We start from the raw sequence: 17,922 nt of genomic DNA, 5'->3' as shown, positions 1-17,922 counted from the left end.
TACGATGATCTCTCATCGCCGCACTCCACCAAGCGCCCACACTTATCGGCTGTTACTTGTTAAAGATCTGTCCGCCTGCACCTTCCGGCGCCGTCGCTGCGAATCGTTTTGTTCGTCAGCAGCAGAGAAACGAGATTATGCCGGGCCGGAAAGAGTGCGTCAAGCACCGTGCACGAAATTTTTCAGTCGGCACTCGACGTTTCACTCTTTGCATTACCGAGTATTAACGATGACGGAATTGCGGCGCTCGCTTCTCGATGAAGGCGCGCATGCCCTCTTTCTGGTCTTCAGTGGCAAAGGTGCTGTGGAACAGGCGGCGTTCGAAATGCACGCCTTCATTCAACGTCGATTCATACGCGCGGTTGATCGACTCCTTGACCATCATGGCGATGGGCAAGGACATGCCGGCAATCGTCGCGGCTGCGGCAAGCGCCTCCTCGAGAAGACGATCGGCCGGCACGACCCGTGAAACCAGGCCTGCCCGCTCGGCTTCAGCTGCGTCCATCATCCTGGCGGTCAGGCACATGTCCATTGCCTTGGCCTTCGAGACCGCGCGCGGCAAGCGCTGTGTGCCCCCCGCGCCGGGGATCGTGCCGAGCTTGATTTCCGGCTGGCCGAATTTGGCGGTATCGGCAGCAATGATGAAATCACACATCATCGCCAGCTCGCATCCGCCGCCCAGCGCGTATCCGGCGACCGCGGCGATAACGGGCTTGCGCACCTTCCGGATCTGCTCCCAGTTCCGGGTGATGTACTCGCCCTTGTAGACATCCATATAACCGTAGTCCGCCATCGCACCGATGTCCGCTCCTGCAGCGAATGCCTTTTCGCTGCCTGTGATGACGATGCAGCCGATGCTGTCGTTGGCGTCGAACGCACCCAGTGCCTGACCGAGCTCGTCCATCAACGCGTCGTTCAGGGCGTTCAGTGCCTTGGGACGGTTGAGGCGGATCACGCCTACCTTGTCCGTGGTCTCGACTACGATGTTTTCGTAATGCATTTGTTCGCTCCTCCTGAATTGGGATGAAGATTGTAACGCCGTGCGAGGATCGCTTACCTCGAAGCCGGCGCCGCCTGTTTCGGCAGCAGCACCCACATCGCGCCGCGCTGCTTCATCTTTCCGGCCTTTTCGCCAGCGTCGGCGCCAAAGCCCCAGAACAGGTCGGCGCGCACCGCTCCCTTGATCGCGCCGCCGGTATCCTGCGCCATCACCAGACGCTGCAAGGGCGTCTCGGAAGCGGGTTGAGTCGTGGAAAGGAAAACCGGTGCGCCGAGCGGAATGAATTGCGGGTCGACCGCGATCGAGCGCAGGGGCGTCAGCGGCACACCGAGGGCGCCCTTCGGGCCGCGCGAGGGGTCGGCGAGCTTCTCCTCCTTGAAGAATACGTAACTCGGGTTGGCGTTCAGCAGCTCCTGCTGGCGCGACGGGTTGGCCTTGTACCATGCCTTGATGCTCTGGGCAGATGCCTGGTCGAGCGTCATTTCCCCCTTGTCGACCAGATACCGGCCGATCGACTTGTAGGGATGGCCGTTCTGATCCGCGTAGGCGACGCGCACCGTCTCCTTGCTGTCCGCAAGCTGCACGCGGCCGGAACCCTGTACCTGCAGGAAGAAGGCCTCCACCGCGTCGTCCACCCACAGGAGCTCGCGGCCATTGAGGATGCCCGCCCGCGTCATTTCCGCCCGGGTCGGATACGGCACGACCTTGTTCCCCACGAGGCGTCCACGCAAGCGCATCGACTTCAGCTCCGGGTACACGGGCGCGAGATCAATCGTCAAGAGGTCCTCGGGCGTCCGGTGCAAGGGCACCTGGTATGGGCCGCCGCGCTTGCGGGCGCCGCGCAGCAGGGGTTCGTAGTAGCCGGTGACCATTCCGCTGTCGGTCCCGTCGGCGTTGGACACCTGATGGGGCACGAAGAACGATTCGAAGAACAGCCTCACCGCCTTTTCATTGCCGCCGTCGACATCGCGGGCCACCTTGCAAGGCTCTGCCCAGTCCTGTTTACGGACCAGGGTCTCGCACGATGTCATGAAGGCCGGCCAGGCCTCGCTCACCTTGTCGCGGCTCCAGCCAGGCAGTGTCGAAAAAGCCACCGGCGCAAGCACGGGCTTGCGGACTTCCGGGATGACCGGAGCGGGAGCCGGCGTCGGCTCAACCCGGGGCGGGACGGCGACCGGCGCGGGAGGCGTCGAGGTACAGGCGGACAGGAGGAGTGAGACTGCCGTGGCAGTTGCAGGTAGACTCTTGCGTATCAATGACATGGGGACCGGGGATATGTGGCTGTTGATGCTGGAAGCTGGCGTTGCATTGTTTCTGCTGATATTCATCGTCTGGTGGACGATGTTCTCGGGCCGCAAACCCGAGCCGCCGGCTCAAAAGCCGCGCGACCCGGAGGACAAGGCCAAAGATTAGGTCAGTGCAGGGTGCGTGGCAACGACAGGATGAATTCGGGAATGCTTGCCTCGAATCGCTCGCCGTCTTCGGCGACGCAGAAATAGGTGCCGGTCATCGACCCCTGCGGTGTCGCCAGCGCGGTGCCGCTGGTGTACTCGAACTGTTCGCCCGGCTTGAGCAGCGGCTGGTGTCCGACTACGCCGAGCCCGCGGACCTCCTCGACCCGGTTGTTGCCGTCGACGACGATCCAGTGGCGGGAAATCAGCTGCGCGCCGACAGTGCCGGTATTGCGGATGGTGATGGTATAGGCGAACACGTAGCTGGACCGGTCAGGATCGGATTGCTCCTCGATGTACCTGGTGCGGACCGTCACGCTGAACTCATAGGCAGGCATGCAGGATTCCTTATTTTTATGACTACTTGGCGGCGATTGCCCATTGCACACGAAAACGGCAGGGCTTGCAACACGCGTCGGCTGGACGAAAGTAAAATAGCGGATCATTTCCGATCCAGCCCGTCATGCCCAACTTCCGCATCGCTCCCAGCATACTCTCCGCCGATTTCGCCCGCCTCGGGGAAGAGGTCCGCAACGTCGTTTCCGCCGGCGCCGACATCATCCACTTCGACGTGATGGACAATCATTATGTGCCGAACCTGACGGTGGGACCGCTGGTGTGCGAGGCGATCCGGCCGCATGTGCAGGTGCCGATCGACGTGCATCTGATGGTGAAACCGGTTGATCGCATCATCCCGGACTTCGCCAAGGCCGGCGCAAACATCATCACCTTTCATCCCGAAGCGTCCGAGCACATCGACCGCTCGCTGCAACTGATCCGGGACAATGGCTGCAAGGCAGGACTGGTCTTCAATCCGGGCACCCCGCTGCACTACCTCGACCACGTGATGGACAAGCTGGACATTGTGCTGATCATGTCGGTCAACCCCGGTTTTGGCGGCCAGTCCTTCATACCCGAAGCATTGAAGAAGATCGGCGCGGTGCGCAGGCGCATCGACGAGTCCGGCCGGGACATCATGCTGGAAGTGGACGGCGGCATCAAGGTCGAGAACATTCGCCAGGCGGCACAAGCCGGCGCGGACACCTTCGTCGCCGGCTCGGCCATCTTCGGCAAGCCCGACTACAAGACGGTGATCGACGCGATGCGCGCAGAACTGGCGCAGGCATGACCGGCCTGATCGGAATCCGCGCCGCGATCGTCGACCTCGACGGCACCATGGTGCATACCGCGCCCGACTTTCTGGTCGCGGTCAACAGGATGCGCGCCGACCTGGGGCTGGCGCCGACCGATATCGACACGATCTCCCTGTTCGTCGGCAAGGGTACCGAGAACCTGATGCGCCGCGTGCTTGCGCTCGACTACGATGCGGCGCGTGTGGAGGAGCACTTCGAGGCCGCCCTCGCCTCCTACAGCCGGCATTACGTCGACATCAACGGCGTGCATTCCTCCGTCTATCCCGGCGTGCGCGAAGGCCTTGCCGCGATGCGTGAAAAAGGCCTGCGCCTGGCCTGCGTGACGAACAAGCCGATCGGCTTTGCGAGGCCGCTGCTGGAAAAAACCGGACTGGCCGGGCACTTCGAGATTCTCTACGGCGGCGACTCCCTGCCGAGAAAGAAACCGGATCCCTACCCGCTTCTCAAGGTATGTGAGGACTTCGGCCTGCTGCCGGCCCAGGTGGTGGCGATCGGGGATTCCTCGAACGACGCCGAGGCGGCACGCGCGGCCGGGTGCCGGGTGCTGAACGTCCCTTACGGGTACAACCATGGCGAGCCTATACACAACGTCGATACGGATGGTATAGTTTCCACGCTGCTTGAAGCAGCCCAACTCATTTCGGTCTGAATCCACCCTCATGTTTCTCGGAAAAAAACGTAAAGCATGCACACCCGGTCTGTTTGAGGCCTGGCTGTGGCGACGCTGGCAATCCTGGTCCAACTGACCCCGATCGCCGCTGACCGCCGGTGCCCTGCACTTGCCACGTCAGCAACGTTTTTTGAAATCCACCCCGCTATTGGCCATCGTTCTACAATAGCGCCCGGAGAGAACCATGACCGAACTCGAATTCAAATCGCTGGCCGCGCAAGGCTACAACCGCATCCCGCTGATCGCCGAAGCCTTCGCCGATCTCGAAACCCCGCTGACCCTGTATCTGAAACTGGCGCAGACGCAGAACACCGGCAAGAACACCTTCCTGCTTGAATCGGTGGTCGGCGGCGAGCGTTTCGGCCGCTACTCCTTCATCGGCCTGCCGGCGTCGACCCTGATGCGCAGCTTCGGCGGCCGTACGGAGGTGGTGAAGCACGGCGAAGTGGTGGAAACCCACGAAGGCAATCCGCTCGAATTCATCACCGCCTTCCAGGCGCGCTACAAGGCGGCGATCCGCCCCGGGATGCCGCGTTTCTGCGGCGGCCTGGCTGGCTACTTCGGCTACGACGCCGTCCGGCATATTGAAAAGCGCCTGGCCGATTCCACGCCGCGCGATGACCTTGGCCTGCCCGACATCCAGCTGCTGGTCACCGAAGAACTGGCTGTGATCGACAACCTGTCGGGCAAGCTCTATCTCATTGTGTACGTCGATCCGGCGAGCCCGGAGGCCTACTCGAAGGGCCGCCAGCGGTTGAAGGATCTGCGCGCGATGCTGCGCCGCGCGGTCGACGTGCCGGTGACATCGGGCTCCGTGCGCACCGAGACCATCCGGGAATTTGCAAAGGCGGACTACCTGAAGGCTGTCGAGAAGGCGAAGGAATACGTGATGGCGGGCGACCTGATGCAGGTGCAGGTCGGCCAGCGCCTGAAGAAGCCGTATGTCGACGCCCCGCTGTCGCTGTACCGCGCGCTGCGGTCCCTGAATCCGTCGCCGTACATGTACTTCTACAACTTCGGCGACATGCAGATCGTCGGTGCATCGCCCGAGATCCTGGTGCGCAACGAGCAGGGCAACGACGGCAGGCGCAAGGTGACGATACGGCCGCTGGCCGGCACCCGTCCGCGCGGCGCAACCCCGGAGAAGGATGCGCAACTGGCGAAGGAGCTGCTGGCCGATCCGAAGGAGATCGCCGAGCATGTGATGCTGATCGACCTGGCGCGCAACGACATTGGCCGGATCGCCGAAACCGGCAGCGTGCAGGTGACCGACAAGCTGGTGATCGAGAAATACTCGCATGTGCAGCACATCGTCTCCAATGTCGAAGGCATGCTCGAGCCGGAACTGTCCAACCTGGATGTGCTGAAGGCCACCTTCCCGGCCGGCACCCTTTCGGGCGCGCCCAAGGTGCGCGCGATGGAAATCATCGACGAGCTGGAGCCTACCAAGCGCGGCATCTACGGCGGCGCCTGCGGCTACCTCTCCTTCGGCGGGGAAATGGACCTGGCGATCGCGATCCGCACCGGCGTGATCAAGGATGGCATGCTGTACGTCCAGGCCGCGGCGGGCGTAGTTGCCGATTCTGTGCCCGAGATGGAGTGGCAGGAAACCGAAAACAAGGCGCGCGCGGTGCTGCGTGCAGCGGAACAGGTGCAGGACGGACTGGACGGGGAGCTGTGACATGTTGCTGATGATTGATAACTACGACTCCTTCACCTATAACCTGGTGCAGTATTTCGGCGAGCTCGGCGAGGATGTGCGCACCTTTCGCAACGACGAGATCTCGCTGGAGCAGATCGCGGCGCTGAAGCCCGACCGCATCTGCATCTCTCCCGGCCCCTGCACGCCGAATGAAGCGGGGGTATCGGTGCCGGTGCTGAAGGAATTCGCCGGCAAGCTGCCGATTCTCGGCGTCTGCCTCGGCCACCAGGGAATCGGCGCGGCGTTCGGCGGCAAGGTGATCCGGGCGAAACAGGTCATGCACGGCAAGACCTCGGTTATCCATCACAACGGCACCGGGGTGTTCAAGGACCTGCCGAACCCGTACACGGTCATCCGCTACCACTCGCTGGCGATCGAACGCGCCACGCTGCCGGACTGCCTGGAAGTGACCGCGTGGACCGACGACGGCGAGATCATGGGCGTGCGCCACAAGAGCCTCGCGGTCGAAGGCGTGCAGTTCCATCCCGAATCGATCCTGTCCGAACACGGACATGCGCTGCTCAAGAATTTCCTGAGCGTCTGAGCCACCCAACGGAGTCCCCTATGCAGATCACCCCGCAGGAGGCGCTGCTGCGCTGTATCGAGCACCGCGAGATCTTCCACGACGAGATGCTGTCCCTGTTCCGCAGGATCATGAGCGGCGAGATGTCCCCGCTCATGATCGCCGCGCTGACGATGGGCCTGCGCGTCAAGAAGGAGACCATCGGCGAGATCGCGGCCGCAGCACAGGTGATGCGCGAGTTCGCGACCAAGGTGCCGCTGAAGGATACGCGCGGCCTGCTCGACATCGTCGGCACCGGCGGCGACGGCGCGCACACCTTCAACATCTCCACCGCCTCCATGTTCGTGGCCGCCGCGGCAGGAGCACGTATCGCCAAGCACGGCGGCCGCAGCGTGTCCTCGTCTTCCGGCAGCGCGGACGTGCTGGAAGCGCTTGGCGCGAACATCAACCTGAAACCGGAGCAGGTCGCGCAGTCGATCGAGGAAACCGGCATCGGCTTCATGTTCGCGCCCAATCATCACTCCGCGATGAAGCATGCGGCCGCCGTGCGCAAGGAACTGGGCGTACGGACCATCTTCAATATCCTCGGACCGCTCACCAATCCGGCCGGCGCGCCCAATATCCTGATGGGCGTGTTCCATCCGGACCTGGTCGGCATCCAGGTGCGCGTGCTGCAGCGCCTCGGCGCGCAGCACGCGGTGGTGGTCTGGGGCCGCGACAACATGGACGAAGTCTCGCTCGGCGCGGCGACCATGGTCGGCGAACTGGTCGATGGCGAGATCCGCGAATACGAGATCCATCCGGAGGACTTCGGCCTGCAGATGGTGGCAAGCCGCAACCTGAAGGTGGCGGGCGCGGAAGAGTCGCGACAGAAAGTACTGGAAGCGCTGGACAATACGCCGGGGCCGGTGCGCGATATCGTCGTGCTGAACGCCGGTACGGCGCTGTATGCCGCCGGCCTGGCACCGACCATCGGCGACGGACTGCTGAAGGCGCGCGAGGTGCTCGCGTCCGGCGCCGCGCGCAGCAAGCTCAACCAATTCATCCAGGCGACGCAGAAACTCGGCGGCGCCAACTGACCATGTCCGACATCCTCAACAAGATCCTCGACGTCAAGGCGGACGAAGTTGCCGCCGCCAAGAAATACCGCGACCTGGCAAGCCTGCGTCGTGAAGTCGAAAGCGACCACGAGGCACGGCGCTCCCTGCGCGGTTTCGAAGCCGGACTGCGGGCAAAGATCGGCGCCGGTGGCGCAGGCGTCATTGCCGAGGTGAAGAAGGCATCGCCGTCGAAGGGCGTGCTGCGCCCCGATTTCCACCCCGCGGATATTGCACGCAGTTATGCCGACCATGGCGCAGCCTGCCTATCGGTGCTGACTGATGTGCAATTCTTCCAGGGAAAGCCCGCTTACCTGCGCGAGGTGCGCGCGGCATGCGCGCTGCCGGTGCTGCGCAAGGACTTCATGGTCGATCTTTACCAGGTCTACGAAGCCCGCTCCTGGGGCGCCGACTGCATCCTGCTGATCGTGTCCGCGCTCGACCACGGCCTGATGGCGGAGCTGGAAGCCTGCGCGCATGAGCTGGGCATGGACGTGCTGGTGGAAGTGCATGATGCCGGGGAGCTGGACGCAGCCCTGCGCCTGAAAACGGCGCTGATCGGCATCAACAACCGCAATCTCCGCACCTTCGAGACGTCGCTCGACACGACGGTCGGGCTGTTGCCGCGCATCCCGCCGCAAAAGCTCGTCGTGACCGAATCCGGCATCCGCAATGCCGACGATGTCCGCCGGATGCGCGACGCCGACGTCCATGCGTTCCTGGTCGGGGAGACCTTCATGCGCGCGCCGGAGCCGGGCGTCGAACTGCAACGCCTGTTTTCGTCCTGAAACGCTGTCCGCTTGCCGCCGGCATAGCCGGCACCGACGGCGGCACCAGGATCAGGTGCGTCGGCGTTGCGCCAGCCCCCGGGCAACCAGGCCCAGCGCCATGGCGCCGTAGATCACCGCCAGGGAGCGGCCGGACAGCCGCTTCTCCCATCCCGGTGTAAAGCGCCGCGGCACCAGGTAGTAATCGGTGACGTAAGCTCCGGCGGTCACCGCGACTGCGCCAAGCACCGGCCTCATCAACCCGTCGTCGCGGTCGCCTGCGCGGGGCTCCACCAGCTTTTCATAGGCGGCGGCCCAGAAAATGGTTGCCGCGTGGTTCAGCAGGAAGCCGGTCAGCGTGTATTTCAGTGAGGGCCCGTCCTGGGTCGCGGCAATGTCGCCCCAGGCAATGTGACTGGTCGCGTTGACCGGCGCGAGATAGGAAGTGGTCTCCCGCTTGCCCGCCAGGGCGGCGGTGGCGGCAGTGGCCAAACCGGCAATGGTGCCGGAGACGAGGGTACGGCCAAGGTAGCCGGAGGTCTGCTGGTTCATGTGCGCTCCTGTCCTGTTTTTGGTGTTGGTCGTCAGGGGACGGCTGCTGTCCGACGCCCGTTCTACCGGTAAAAAAGACAATCGCATGTAGCCGGTACAGCGCGGCAAGCGCGCGCTTCCGGAATAATCAAGGCGCCGGCAGACGGTGCCGGCTGCACACGCAACCCGCGTGCCACCCCGCCTATCCCAGACTTGCGCTCGCCGACAGGAGACGCCCGCCCTATCGTGCCGGCGACAACCAGTCGCGGCGCAGGCGGAGCGCCGCGACCGGCTTGTCCTGCAACTCGAACGCCAGGCGCGGCGTGTCGTCCGGCATCAGTACCGCGGTGAAAACCATCAGCTCGTCGCGCCGGAAAACATGCAGCGCAATGGCATCGCCTATGCGATAGCGCGCCAGCAGCTTGTCGAGATTCGCCGCCGTCACGCGCAGGCCGTCGACGGCAATCAGCACGTCGCCGGCGGAGACGCCCGCCCTGTGCGCGGCAAACCCCTCATACACGCTTGCCACCTTGCAGTCGCCGCCATTGCCGGCCGTCCGGATGCCAAGCGCCGCCTTCGCATCCTTGCGCTTGTCGGCCTGCAGGATGCCGAACGGGGCCAGCAGCTTGTCGAGCGGAAGATCGTCGGTGCCGTGCACGTAGCGCTCAAAAAAGCGCCGGAGCTTGAGTCCGGTGACCTCCTCGAACACGGCGCGCGCCTCGTCCTCGGCCAGCCCGCGTCCTGCTGTCGCGAAGTCGCGGCCGTAGCGTTGCCACAGGGCGCGCATCACGTCGTCCAGCGATTTGCGGCCGCGCGTCTCAATGCGGATCGTGAGGTCGAGCGCAAGGCCGACCAGCGAACCCTTGGTGTAATAGCTGACAATCGCGTTCGGCGCGTTCTCGTCCTGCCGGTAGTACTTGACCCAGGCGTCGAAGCTGGACTCGGCGACGCTCTGCTTGCTGCGCCCGCTGCCGCGCAGGACGCCGTTCACTGTCTTGGCGATGGCGGTCAGATACTGCTTCTCGTCCATCAAGCCGCTGCGCACCAGCATCAGGTCGTCGTAATAGCTGGTGAATCCCTCGAACAGCCACAGCAGCGAAGTGTAGCCCTCGCTACGGAGGTCGTAGGGCGAAAACACCGCCGGCTTGATGCGCTTGACGTTCCAGGTGTGGAAGTACTCATGGCTGCACAGGCCGAGGTAGGTACGATAGCCGTCGCCGGCCTCCTTCTGCCCCAGCACCGGCAGGTCGTTGCGGGAGCAGATCAGCGCGGTCGAGGCACGGTGTTCGAGGCCCCCGTAACCGTCGCCGACAGCGAGCGTCATGAATACATACCGGTCCATCGGCGCGCGTCGGCTTTGCGGTTCGAACAGCGCGATCTGGGCTTCGCAGACTTTCTTCAGGTCGGCGGCGAGGCGGCCGATATCCAGGTTCGGCACGCGCCCGGTGATGACGACGTCATGGGCCACGCCATGGGCCTTGAAGCTGGCGAGCGTGAAGTCGCCCATCTCCACCGGATGATCGATCAGTTCGTCATAGTCGGCGGCGATGTAGGTGCCGAAGCCGTAGCGCCGTGCCTTCAGTTCCGGCATTGCGGTGGCAACCCGCCACTGGCGGTATGCCTCGCCTTCCGGACGACGGATGTCGACGACATGCGGCAGTCCCTCCTTGCCGCGCACCGACAGGAACAGGCTGGTGCCGTTGAAGAAACCATGGGTCTGGTCGAGATGGGCCGCGCGCACCGACAGGTCCCAGGCATAGACCTCGTAGCGCAAGGTGATCCTGCGCCTGCACGGCGCGGCCTGCCAGGTATGCTTGTCGAGCTTCCTGAGTGCCACCGGCTCGCCGTTCGACTCGGCGGCGATGCGCACGATGTTGCGCGCGAATTCCCGGATCATGTAGCTGCCCGGTATCCATGCAGGCAGCGCAAAGACCTGGCCGTCGGCGTCGGGGGCATCGACGGTCAGCGTAACCTCGAACAGGTGGGCGGACAGGTCCTTCGGGACCACGATGTAGTTGACGGCATTTCTCATGCGATTCCTAACCTCTGATATTGGCGGCGATGACGGTGAGCGCGAGCATGAACACGATCGCTGCGGTGAGCTTCAGCCGCAGCGCAAGAAGCCAGGCGGGCAGCCGGTAGCAGCCGAACTGGCGCTTGTCCGCCTGATAGGCGAGCACGAAACCCGCCATCAACATCGCGAAGCCGAAGCCGCCGGCCAGCGTGCTGCCCCAGGCAATCAGCACCGGCAGAATTCCCCAGACCAGTGCACTGCGGGTTTGTTCCGGCGTCAGGTCATCGCGGGTGAATGCGGCGCCCCAGTGTATCCCGCCGGAGAAGGACAGGATGGCGATGCCCCAGGCCAGCTGTCCACGGATGAAAAAGCCGAGCCATTCCGCATCCACCACCCAGCAGGCAAGCATCAGCAGCACGAACGGCAGCATGCCGCAAAGCGCCAGCATGGCGGGCAGGCGGGTATCGGAAAGTCGGGAATTCATGAAGGCGTGACTGGCGAAAAACGCTAGTGTACCGGGTATCGCTCCCCGCCTTTCACGCATCGGCTCCCCGGGCAAGATCGCCAGCGGTATCGATGTCACGGCGGATGCCGCCGTCGGCGGTCGGCACCTCGGTTACCGGCCAGGTCTTGAGCAGGCTGCGCGCGCCGGCGTCGCCGCGCAGGCCGAGCAGCTCCGGCAGGTAGCCGCGGCTGAAGGCGATTGGATTGCCGCGCTCGCCTTGCCACGTCGGCACGGCGATATGCGCGCCCTCGTCCACCGCGTCCACCAGGGAAGCGATCGTCGCCGGTTCCACCCAGGGCATGTCCGCCAGCGCGATCACCCAGCCCTGGGCATGCAGGGATGCGCGCAGGCCATGGACCAGCGACGCCGCCATGCCGTCGTCCGCATGCGCGCACACGGTGACCCTGCAGCCGGCTGCCTCCAGGCTCCGGGCGCGCGCCTCGCAGCCGGCGGGCACCACGGCCACGACATGCGGCAGGACGGTGAGCAGGTTGCGGGCGGCAGCCACCGCAACCGGCGTACCGTCGTCCAGCGCCGCCATCAGCTTGTCGCGCTCGCCGCTCGGGTCGAAGCGCCGGCCGCGTCCGGCGGCCAGCAGGATGCCGGTGAACGCGCCGATGTGCGGGATCGGCGTCACCTGCTGACGTCCACTACCAGGCGGCCGCGCACCTTGCCCTGCAGGATGTCGGCGGCATGCGGCAGCACCTCGGCCAGGCCGATCTCGGTCGTGATGCGCTCGAGCGCCTCCGGCCGCAGCTCCTGTGCCAGGCGACGCCACGCTTCTTCGCGCCTGGCGCGCGGCGCCATCACGCTGTCGATGCCCAGCAGACTGACGCCGCGCAGGATGAAGGGCGCAACCGAGCCGGGCAGGTCCAGCCCCTGCGCCAGGCCGCAGGCAGCAACCGCGCCGCCGTAGCGCACCTGGGCCAGCGCGTTGACCAGCGTATGCGAGCCGACCGAATCGACGACGCCCGCCCAGCGTTCCTTCTGCAGCGGCTTGCCGGCGGCCGACAGCTGTGAGCGGTCGATGACCTCGGCGGCGCCCAGCGATGTCAGGTAGTCGGCCTCGTCCAGCTTGCCGCTGGAGGCGACGACACGGTAACCGGCGGCGGCCAGCAGCGCCACTGCGACGCTGCCTACGCCACCCGACGCGCCGGTCACCAGGATCTCGCCGCTGTCGCTGCCAACGCCATGGTCCTGCAACGCCATCACGCACAGCATCGCGGTATAGCCGGCGGTGCCGATCGCCATGGCGCTGCGCGCCGACATGCCGGGCGGACGCCGGATCAGCCAGTCGCCCTTCAGGCGGGCGCGCTGGGCCAGGCAGCCCATGTGGACCTCGCCCACGCCCCAGCCATTGAGCACGAAGGCGTCGCCCGCCTTCCAGTCCGGATGCGACGATGAGAGCACCTCGCCTGCGCCGTCGATGCCCGGCACCATCGGCCACTTGCGCACCACCGGGGACTTGCCGGTGATGGCAAGGCCATCCTTGAAGTTGATCGTCGAATAGTCGATACGCACGGTCACGTCACCATCGGCGGGCAGTTGCGCCTCGTCGAGCTGGGTCAGCCGCGCGTTGGTGCTGCCGTCTTCATTCTTGTCGAGCAGTATCGCGTTGTACATGGTCTCCTCCATAGGGGAAAACCGATTATAGTGCGCGTCGAGAAACCCTGTTTCGCATCAAAAAAAAGGCGCGTCCCGAGGGACGCGCCTGGTGTGGCGATGTTGGCGATTCGGATGCGCTACTTGATCGAGGCGAGCTTGGCTTCGAGGGCCTTGGCGTCCACCGCGCCGGGAATGCGGGTGCCGTCGGTGAAGAAGATGGTCGGCGTACCGGTGACGCGCAGCTTCTGGCCAAGCGCGAATACCTTTTCGTGCGGCGTGCTGCAGTTGGCGGGAGCAGCCTCCGGCTGCCGGTTCCGGATCATCCAGTCGTCCCAGGCCTTGGCACGGTCGGAAGAGCACCAGATGTTGCGGGACTTCGTTACCGAGTCCTCGGACAGGATGTTGTACATGAAGGTGTAGACCGTCACATTGTCCATCTCGTTGAGCGTCTGGCGGAAACGCTTGCAGTAGCCGCAGTTGGGATCTTCGAACACCGCGATCACACGCTTGCCGTTGCCCTTCACCATCTTCAGCGCGGAGTCGAGCGGCAGGTCGGCGAAACGGATCTTGTTGATCTCGTCGATGCGCGCCCGGGTGTAGTCCTCGAAGGTCTTCGTGTTCACCACGCGCCCGAGGAACATGTAGTCGCCCTTGGCGTCGGTGTAGAAAATGTCGCCGGCGATGCGCACTTCGTACAGGCCCGCGTACGGCGTCTTCGTCACCGAGTCGATCTTCACGCCTTCGCCGAGACGCGGCTCGAGTGCCTTCTTGATGGCCACTTCCGGGGAGTTCTGGGCAGCGGCGCCGGCGGCGGCGAAGCCAAAGGCGAGCACGGCGGCGATTCTGGTCAGTTTGATCATGTTGCTGTTTTCCTTGAGGAGGTGCTAACGCTTTCCCATTGCCTGGGTAATCAATGCTCGTTTTAAGACTGGCAGGCTGTTGACGAGGTTCAGTCCAACGTTGCGCAGCAGGCGCACCGGTTCGAGATCGGCTGCGAACAGGCGCTCGAGTCCGTCGGTGGCGAACTGCATCAGGAAGATGTCTTCCTTGCGCGCCCGTCCGAAGCGCGCCAGTACCCGCTCGTCACCGGCGTCGCGATGCGCCTCGCGCCCGACGACGATGCGCACGAGCGCTTCGACATCGGCAAACCCGAGGTTCATCCCGTGTCCTGCGAGCGGGTGCACGACATGGGCCGCGTCGCCGACGAGCGCGACGCGCGGCGCGACGATCGCATGCGGACGTACCAGGCGCAGCGGGAAGGCTCTCGCCGCCTCCGGCTGCAGCGGTTTCAGCTGACCGAAGCGATGGCCGGACAAGACCGTCAGGCGTTCGGCGAGTTGCGCAACAGGCGCGGCCAGCAGCGACTGCGCCAGGGCTTCCGGTGCCGACCATACCAGCGAAAGCCTTTGCCCCGGCAGCGGCAGCAGCGCAACGACGCCGTCACTGGAGGTGAACCACTGGCACGCAACCCCGCCATGGGGCTTCTCGCATTCAAAGTTGGCCACCACGGCCTGTTGTCCATAAGAGCGGTAGTCGAGTCCGATGTCGCACTGGCCTCGCACCCACGACTCGGCGCCATCCGCCCCGACCACCAGCGCCGCCTCGATCGACGTGCCGTCGGCAAGCGTGACCACCGCGCGGTCCGACTGCTGCCGCAGCGCGACAGCGCTGCCGGTGACCATGCGCAGGCTGGGCGCGAAACGCAGCGCAGCGTCCAGCGCCTGGTTGAGGTTGCGGTCCTCCACGATCCAGGCAAGCGCATTGGTGCGCGCGCCATAGGCGTCGAATACGAGGTTGCCGGGCTGCGCGCCGTCGCCCTTCACGTCCATCGCGTCAACCGCCGCGACCCGAGACGCATCAAGGGCCTGCCAGACCCGCAGCGACGAAAGCAGCGAGCGCGCCACCTGGTTCAACGCATAGACGCGCAGGTCCCAGTCCGCGCCGCCGGCAGCAGCAGCGGCGTGCACCGGCGGCTGCAGCAGCGCGACATCGAGACCAGCCTGCGCGAAGGCAAGCGCCGCGGCCTTGCCGACCGCGCCGTTGCCGATGACACACACCGTGGCTTGTGATTGCATAGTCCTGGAGCCGGAGAAAAGAAGCAGAAGTGCGGCCCATTATAGCGGGTGACAGCGGGCTCCACTTTCAAAGGCCTTGCATAATTCGATAGCTTTGCTATACTTGCGCGCCTTGGCCTGGTAGCTCAGTCGGTAGAGCAGAGGATTGAAAATCCTTGTGTCGGTGGTTCGATTCCGCCCCGGGCCACCAAGATTAAAAGGGCTCAGCTTAGGCTGAGCCCTTTTTCGTTTTTGCGTCATCCGATCTCATTCGCTCCATTTTCGAAGTTGCACGTGTTGGACGCGCCGATCGACCGGGCTCGCTTTCCTCATGCGATTCTTTCCCGCGCGGTCCCGCTCGCGATGGCCGGCATCAAACGCCAATCGCTCCGATTGCAAACTTAAATCAGGAAAGCGATGGACGCGAAGCGGGACTTCGCATACCCTAATACCTGCGTTACGGAAACATTTCATTATCCTCGGGCCGCCCTCATCGTCGCCGGCCTGAGGTCGCTACGCAGCGCTTTGTTCGGATCCCACGCCCGATCCAATCTGGGCACAGCCCTTTCGTTAAAAGATCAGCAACCGCCGGAGCAGCATACCCGCGCCGCCCGCCAACGAGCCTGGCGGCATTTCGCGTGCTCCCGCACGGCACGGTTGCAATACTGTCATCATCGCCGCGCTGGCGGAAAATGAATCATGCTGCAAGGGACTTATAGCTATCCACTGGTGTTCGCATCGCTGTTCATCGCGACCACCGCTTCCTACACCACGCTGGACCTGGTGGGCCGCATCGCCACCTTGCGCAACAGCGCACGCCGCTTCTACTGGCTGGTGGGCGGGGCGATCGCCATGGGACTTGGCGTCTGGTCGATGCACTTCGTGGGCATGTTGTCCTTTTCGCTGCCGATCCCGCTCGGCTACGACACGGCGATCACCTTTTATTCACTGCTGATCGCCACGCTGGTCGCCTACTTTGCGCTCGACCTCGTCACCCGGGGCGAGTTGTCGTTCCTGCGCCTGTGCAGCAGCGGCATCCTGATGGGACTCGGCATCGCCGCGATGCACTATACGGGCATGGAGGCGCTGCGCATGCAGCCCGAGATCGAATACACGCTGACCATCCTTGTTGCTTCCATTGTCATCGCGATCGTCGCCTCCATCGCCGCACTGTGGATGGCGCACGCCTTGCGTACGGCCAGGCCCGGGCTGCTCTGGCTGCGCCGGTTGGGCGCGGCGGTGCTGATGGGGATCGCCATCACCGGCATGCATTACACGGGCATGGCCGCCGCGCAGTTTCCGATCGATTCCGTTTGTCGCGCCGCGACCGGCGTCAACACCAGCTGGCTGGCGATTTCCGTCGGCGGTGCGACGCTCAGCATCCTGGCGATCACGGTGGTGCTGGCAGTGCTCGACTCGCGCCATGAAAGCAGCACCGACCTGCTGGTGGAACGACTGAAGCACCAGGCCAGCCACGATGCGCTGACCGGCCTGCCCAACCGCACCCATCTTTCCGATCGCATCAAGGCGGCGATCGCGGCATCGCGGGAGAGCGGCAACCGGTTCGCCGTCTATTTCATCGACCTGGACGGCTTCAAGGCCATCAACGACTCGCTTGGGCACAATGTCGGTGACGCCGTGCTGAAGGAACTGGCCCAGCGGCTGCAGAATGCCGTGCGCAAGGAGGACCTGGTAGCCCGTTTCGGCGGCGACGAGTTCGTGGTCTTCGTCGACCGCATCCCTGGCGTCGAGGTCGCCGCGCAGATCGCTGAGAAGCTGCTCGATGCATTCAAGTCCCATTTCGAGCTGCCCGGCGCCACGATGGCGATTTCGCCCAGCATCGGCATCAGCATCTTCCCGGACGACGGCGACAACGTCGATGTGCTGCTCAGCCATGCGGACGCGGCGATGTACGTCGTCAAGGGCAACGGCCGCAACAACTTCCGCTTCTTCGAAACCGCGATGAATGAAGCAACCCTGCGCACGATCACGCTGCAGCAGGGCTTGCGTACGGCGATGCGCGAGGAGCAGTTCTTCCTGCATTACCAACCCAAGTTTGATCGCACCGGCAGCCGGATCGTCGGTGCGGAAGCGCTGCTGCGCTGGCGACACGGCGACCTTGGCATGGTGTCGCCGGCGGAGTTCATCCCGGTAGCCGAGAAATCGGGACAGATCGTCGCCGTCGGCAACTGGGTGCTGGAGCAGGTGTGCCGGCAGCTTCGCGACTGGCAGGACCGCGGGCGCGTAGTCACGCGGATCGCTGTCAACCTGTCCCAGATCCAGCTGCGCTCGCCGAACCTGGTGGACGATATTCTGGGCATCACCGGCAGGTTCGGCGTGGCGCCGTCGCTGCTGATGTTCGAGATCACGGAGTCGGCGGCGATGGAGAATGCGGAAGAGACACGCAAGACGGTGGACAAGCTGAAGGCGGCAGGCTTCGACCTGGCGATCGACGATTTCGGCACCGGCTACTCGAGCCTGAGTCATCTGCAGGAATTCGGCGTACACCAGATGAAGGTGGACCGCGCCTTCATCCGCACCCTGGCCGAAGGCAACAAGCAGTCGCGTTCGATCGTGTCGGCCATCATCCGCCTCGCGCACGCGCTGGAGATGGAAGTAGTGGCTGAAGGCGTCGAGACCACCGAGCAGCTGAAGCTGTTGCAGGAACTGCAATGCGACCAGACGCAGGGTTTCCTGCTGGCGCGACCGATGATGGGGGAGGATCTCAGCCGCCTGCTGAACCCGGGATTGCAGCACGACGAAGACATCGCCGGGGAGGACGGCCGTCCGGTGACGGCCTGACCGGACCAGCGGCGGGAATCGTGGCATGATCGCGGCCGGAGAGCCTC

18 protein-coding genes and 1 tRNA gene are annotated in these 17,922 nt (G+C 64.4%); 9 read left to right on the top strand and 10 right to left on the bottom strand.

Annotated elements, in window-relative coordinates; genetic code table 11:
• Positions 1-223 precede the first annotated feature (223 nt).
• Both VIM12_RS07935 and VIM12_RS07930 read right to left on the bottom strand, forming a co-directional pair.
• Complete coding sequence (locus VIM12_RS07935; RefSeq protein ID WP_331941071.1) at positions 224-1,000, bottom strand: enoyl-CoA hydratase; 777 nt, start codon at positions 998-1,000, stop codon at positions 224-226.
• A gap of 53 nt (positions 1,001-1,053) precedes the next feature.
• The gene (locus VIM12_RS07930) at positions 1,054-2,262 is read right to left on the bottom strand and encodes a murein transglycosylase A (protein WP_331941070.1); all 1,209 of its coding nucleotides are present in this window, start codon (positions 2,260-2,262) and stop codon (positions 1,054-1,056) included.
• Here VIM12_RS07930 and VIM12_RS07925 point away from each other — a divergent pair.
• Positions 2,246-2,413, top strand: a complete 168-nt coding sequence (locus VIM12_RS07925; RefSeq protein WP_331941075.1) for a hypothetical protein — start codon at positions 2,246-2,248, stop codon at positions 2,411-2,413. The genes VIM12_RS07930 and VIM12_RS07925 overlap by 17 nt on opposite strands.
• 1 nt (position 2,414) lies before the next feature.
• Here VIM12_RS07925 and apaG read toward each other — a convergent pair whose 3' ends face one another.
• A complete protein-coding gene (gene apaG, locus VIM12_RS07920; RefSeq protein ID WP_331941069.1) occupies positions 2,415-2,789 on the bottom strand; it encodes a Co2+/Mg2+ efflux protein ApaG in 375 nt (124 codons plus the stop codon).
• Positions 2,790-2,914: 125 nt separating this feature from the next.
• Here apaG and rpe point away from each other — a divergent pair, with 125 nt between their 5' ends.
• The 6 genes from rpe to trpC all read left to right on the top strand — a co-directional run bounded on the left by rpe (position 2,915) and on the right by trpC (position 8,385).
• Positions 2,915-3,580 carry a ribulose-phosphate 3-epimerase gene (gene rpe / locus VIM12_RS07915; protein ID WP_331941068.1) on the top strand — a complete coding sequence of 222 codons (666 nt, stop codon included), beginning with the start codon at positions 2,915-2,917 and terminating at the stop codon, positions 3,578-3,580.
• Positions 3,577-4,254 (top strand): phosphoglycolate phosphatase, encoded by a 678-nt coding sequence (locus VIM12_RS07910; protein ID WP_331941067.1) that lies wholly within the window; start codon positions 3,577-3,579, stop codon positions 4,252-4,254. The genes rpe and VIM12_RS07910 overlap by 4 nt, the downstream gene beginning before the upstream one ends.
• Positions 4,255-4,459: 205 nt before the next feature.
• On the top strand, positions 4,460-5,956 hold the full coding sequence (trpE, locus tag VIM12_RS07905) for an anthranilate synthase component I (RefSeq protein ID WP_331941066.1): 1,497 nt from the start codon (positions 4,460-4,462) through the stop codon (positions 5,954-5,956).
• Position 5,957: 1 nt separating this feature from the next.
• Positions 5,958-6,521 carry an aminodeoxychorismate/anthranilate synthase component II gene (locus VIM12_RS07900; protein ID WP_331941065.1) on the top strand — a complete coding sequence of 188 codons (564 nt, stop codon included), beginning with the start codon at positions 5,958-5,960 and terminating at the stop codon, positions 6,519-6,521.
• A 20-nt stretch (positions 6,522-6,541) separates the two neighbouring features.
• Complete coding sequence (gene trpD, locus VIM12_RS07895; protein ID WP_331941064.1) at positions 6,542-7,579, top strand: anthranilate phosphoribosyltransferase; 1,038 nt, start codon at positions 6,542-6,544, stop codon at positions 7,577-7,579.
• Positions 7,580-7,581: 2 nt separating this feature from the next.
• Positions 7,582-8,385, top strand: coding sequence for an indole-3-glycerol phosphate synthase TrpC (trpC, locus tag VIM12_RS07890; RefSeq protein WP_331941063.1), 804 nt, complete (start codon positions 7,582-7,584; stop codon positions 8,383-8,385).
• Between the two features lie 51 nt (positions 8,386-8,436).
• Here trpC and VIM12_RS07885 read toward each other — a convergent pair whose 3' ends face one another.
• The 7 genes from VIM12_RS07885 to VIM12_RS07855 form a co-directional block, all read right to left on the bottom strand.
• A complete protein-coding gene (locus VIM12_RS07885) occupies positions 8,437-8,916 on the bottom strand; it encodes a hypothetical protein (RefSeq protein ID WP_331941062.1) in 480 nt (159 codons plus the stop codon).
• Positions 8,917-9,136: 220 nt separating this feature from the next.
• Positions 9,137-10,927: a M61 family metallopeptidase gene (locus tag VIM12_RS07880; protein ID WP_331941061.1), complete on the bottom strand. Its 1,791-nt coding sequence runs from the start codon at positions 10,925-10,927 to the stop codon at positions 9,137-9,139.
• 7 nt (positions 10,928-10,934) lie between these two features.
• Entirely contained in the window at positions 10,935-11,393 is a 459-nt protein-coding gene (locus VIM12_RS07875) for a DUF3429 domain-containing protein (protein ID WP_331941060.1), read from the bottom strand.
• 52 nt (positions 11,394-11,445) lie between these two features.
• Entirely contained in the window at positions 11,446-12,051 is a 606-nt protein-coding gene (locus tag VIM12_RS07870; protein WP_331941059.1) for a nucleotidyltransferase family protein, read from the bottom strand.
• Positions 12,048-13,037, bottom strand: coding sequence for an MDR family oxidoreductase (locus VIM12_RS07865; RefSeq protein ID WP_331941058.1), 990 nt, complete (start codon positions 13,035-13,037; stop codon positions 12,048-12,050). Before VIM12_RS07865 ends, VIM12_RS07870 begins: the two co-directional genes overlap by 4 nt.
• Positions 13,038-13,156: 119 nt before the next feature.
• Positions 13,157-13,879 (bottom strand): DsbC family protein, encoded by a 723-nt coding sequence (locus VIM12_RS07860; protein WP_331941057.1) that lies wholly within the window; start codon positions 13,877-13,879, stop codon positions 13,157-13,159.
• A 24-nt stretch (positions 13,880-13,903) separates the two neighbouring features.
• Positions 13,904-15,094 carry an FAD-dependent monooxygenase gene (locus VIM12_RS07855; RefSeq protein ID WP_331941056.1) on the bottom strand — a complete coding sequence of 397 codons (1,191 nt, stop codon included), beginning with the start codon at positions 15,092-15,094 and terminating at the stop codon, positions 13,904-13,906.
• Positions 15,095-15,208: 114 nt separating this feature from the next.
• Between VIM12_RS07855 and VIM12_RS07850 the strand changes: the two genes are divergently transcribed.
• Both VIM12_RS07850 and VIM12_RS07845 read left to right on the top strand, forming a co-directional pair.
• Positions 15,209-15,284: transfer RNA gene (locus tag VIM12_RS07850), tRNA-Phe, on the top strand.
• 488 nt (positions 15,285-15,772) lie between these two features.
• Positions 15,773-17,875, top strand: a complete 2,103-nt coding sequence (locus VIM12_RS07845) for a putative bifunctional diguanylate cyclase/phosphodiesterase (protein ID WP_331941055.1) — start codon at positions 15,773-15,775, stop codon at positions 17,873-17,875.
• Positions 17,876-17,922 lie beyond the last annotated feature (47 nt).

Source organism: Noviherbaspirillum sp. (assembly GCF_036563305.1).
Classification (GTDB): Bacteria; Pseudomonadota; Gammaproteobacteria; order Burkholderiales; family Burkholderiaceae_D; genus Noviherbaspirillum.
This window is presented reverse-complemented; position numbering and strand designations above follow the sequence as displayed.

Bases quoted from the DNA above. Each gene is read 5' to 3' on its own strand.
- VIM12_RS07935 (WP_331941071.1), bottom strand. From the start codon at position 1,000: ATGCATTACGAAAACATCGTAGTCGAGACCACGGACAAGGTAGGCGTG.
- VIM12_RS07930 (WP_331941070.1), bottom strand. From the start codon at position 2,262: ATGTCATTGATACGCAAGAGTCTACCTGCAACTGCCACGGCAGTCTCA.
- apaG (WP_331941069.1), bottom strand. From the start codon at position 2,789: ATGCCTGCCTATGAGTTCAGCGTGACGGTCCGCACCAGGTACATCGAG.
- rpe (WP_331941068.1), top strand. From the start codon at position 2,915: ATGCCCAACTTCCGCATCGCTCCCAGCATACTCTCCGCCGATTTCGCC.
- VIM12_RS07910 (WP_331941067.1), top strand. From the start codon at position 3,577: ATGACCGGCCTGATCGGAATCCGCGCCGCGATCGTCGACCTCGACGGC.
- trpE (WP_331941066.1), top strand. From the start codon at position 4,460: ATGACCGAACTCGAATTCAAATCGCTGGCCGCGCAAGGCTACAACCGC.
- VIM12_RS07900 (WP_331941065.1), top strand. From the start codon at position 5,958: ATGTTGCTGATGATTGATAACTACGACTCCTTCACCTATAACCTGGTG.
- trpD (WP_331941064.1), top strand. From the start codon at position 6,542: ATGCAGATCACCCCGCAGGAGGCGCTGCTGCGCTGTATCGAGCACCGC.
- trpC (WP_331941063.1), top strand. From the start codon at position 7,582: ATGTCCGACATCCTCAACAAGATCCTCGACGTCAAGGCGGACGAAGTT.
- VIM12_RS07885 (WP_331941062.1), bottom strand. From the start codon at position 8,916: ATGAACCAGCAGACCTCCGGCTACCTTGGCCGTACCCTCGTCTCCGGC.
- VIM12_RS07880 (WP_331941061.1), bottom strand. From the start codon at position 10,927: ATGAGAAATGCCGTCAACTACATCGTGGTCCCGAAGGACCTGTCCGCC.
- VIM12_RS07875 (WP_331941060.1), bottom strand. From the start codon at position 11,393: ATGAATTCCCGACTTTCCGATACCCGCCTGCCCGCCATGCTGGCGCTT.
- VIM12_RS07865 (WP_331941058.1), bottom strand. From the start codon at position 13,037: ATGTACAACGCGATACTGCTCGACAAGAATGAAGACGGCAGCACCAAC.
- VIM12_RS07860 (WP_331941057.1), bottom strand. From the start codon at position 13,879: ATGATCAAACTGACCAGAATCGCCGCCGTGCTCGCCTTTGGCTTCGCC.
- VIM12_RS07855 (WP_331941056.1), bottom strand. From the start codon at position 15,094: ATGCAATCACAAGCCACGGTGTGTGTCATCGGCAACGGCGCGGTCGGC.
- VIM12_RS07845 (WP_331941055.1), top strand. From the start codon at position 15,773: ATGCTGCAAGGGACTTATAGCTATCCACTGGTGTTCGCATCGCTGTTC.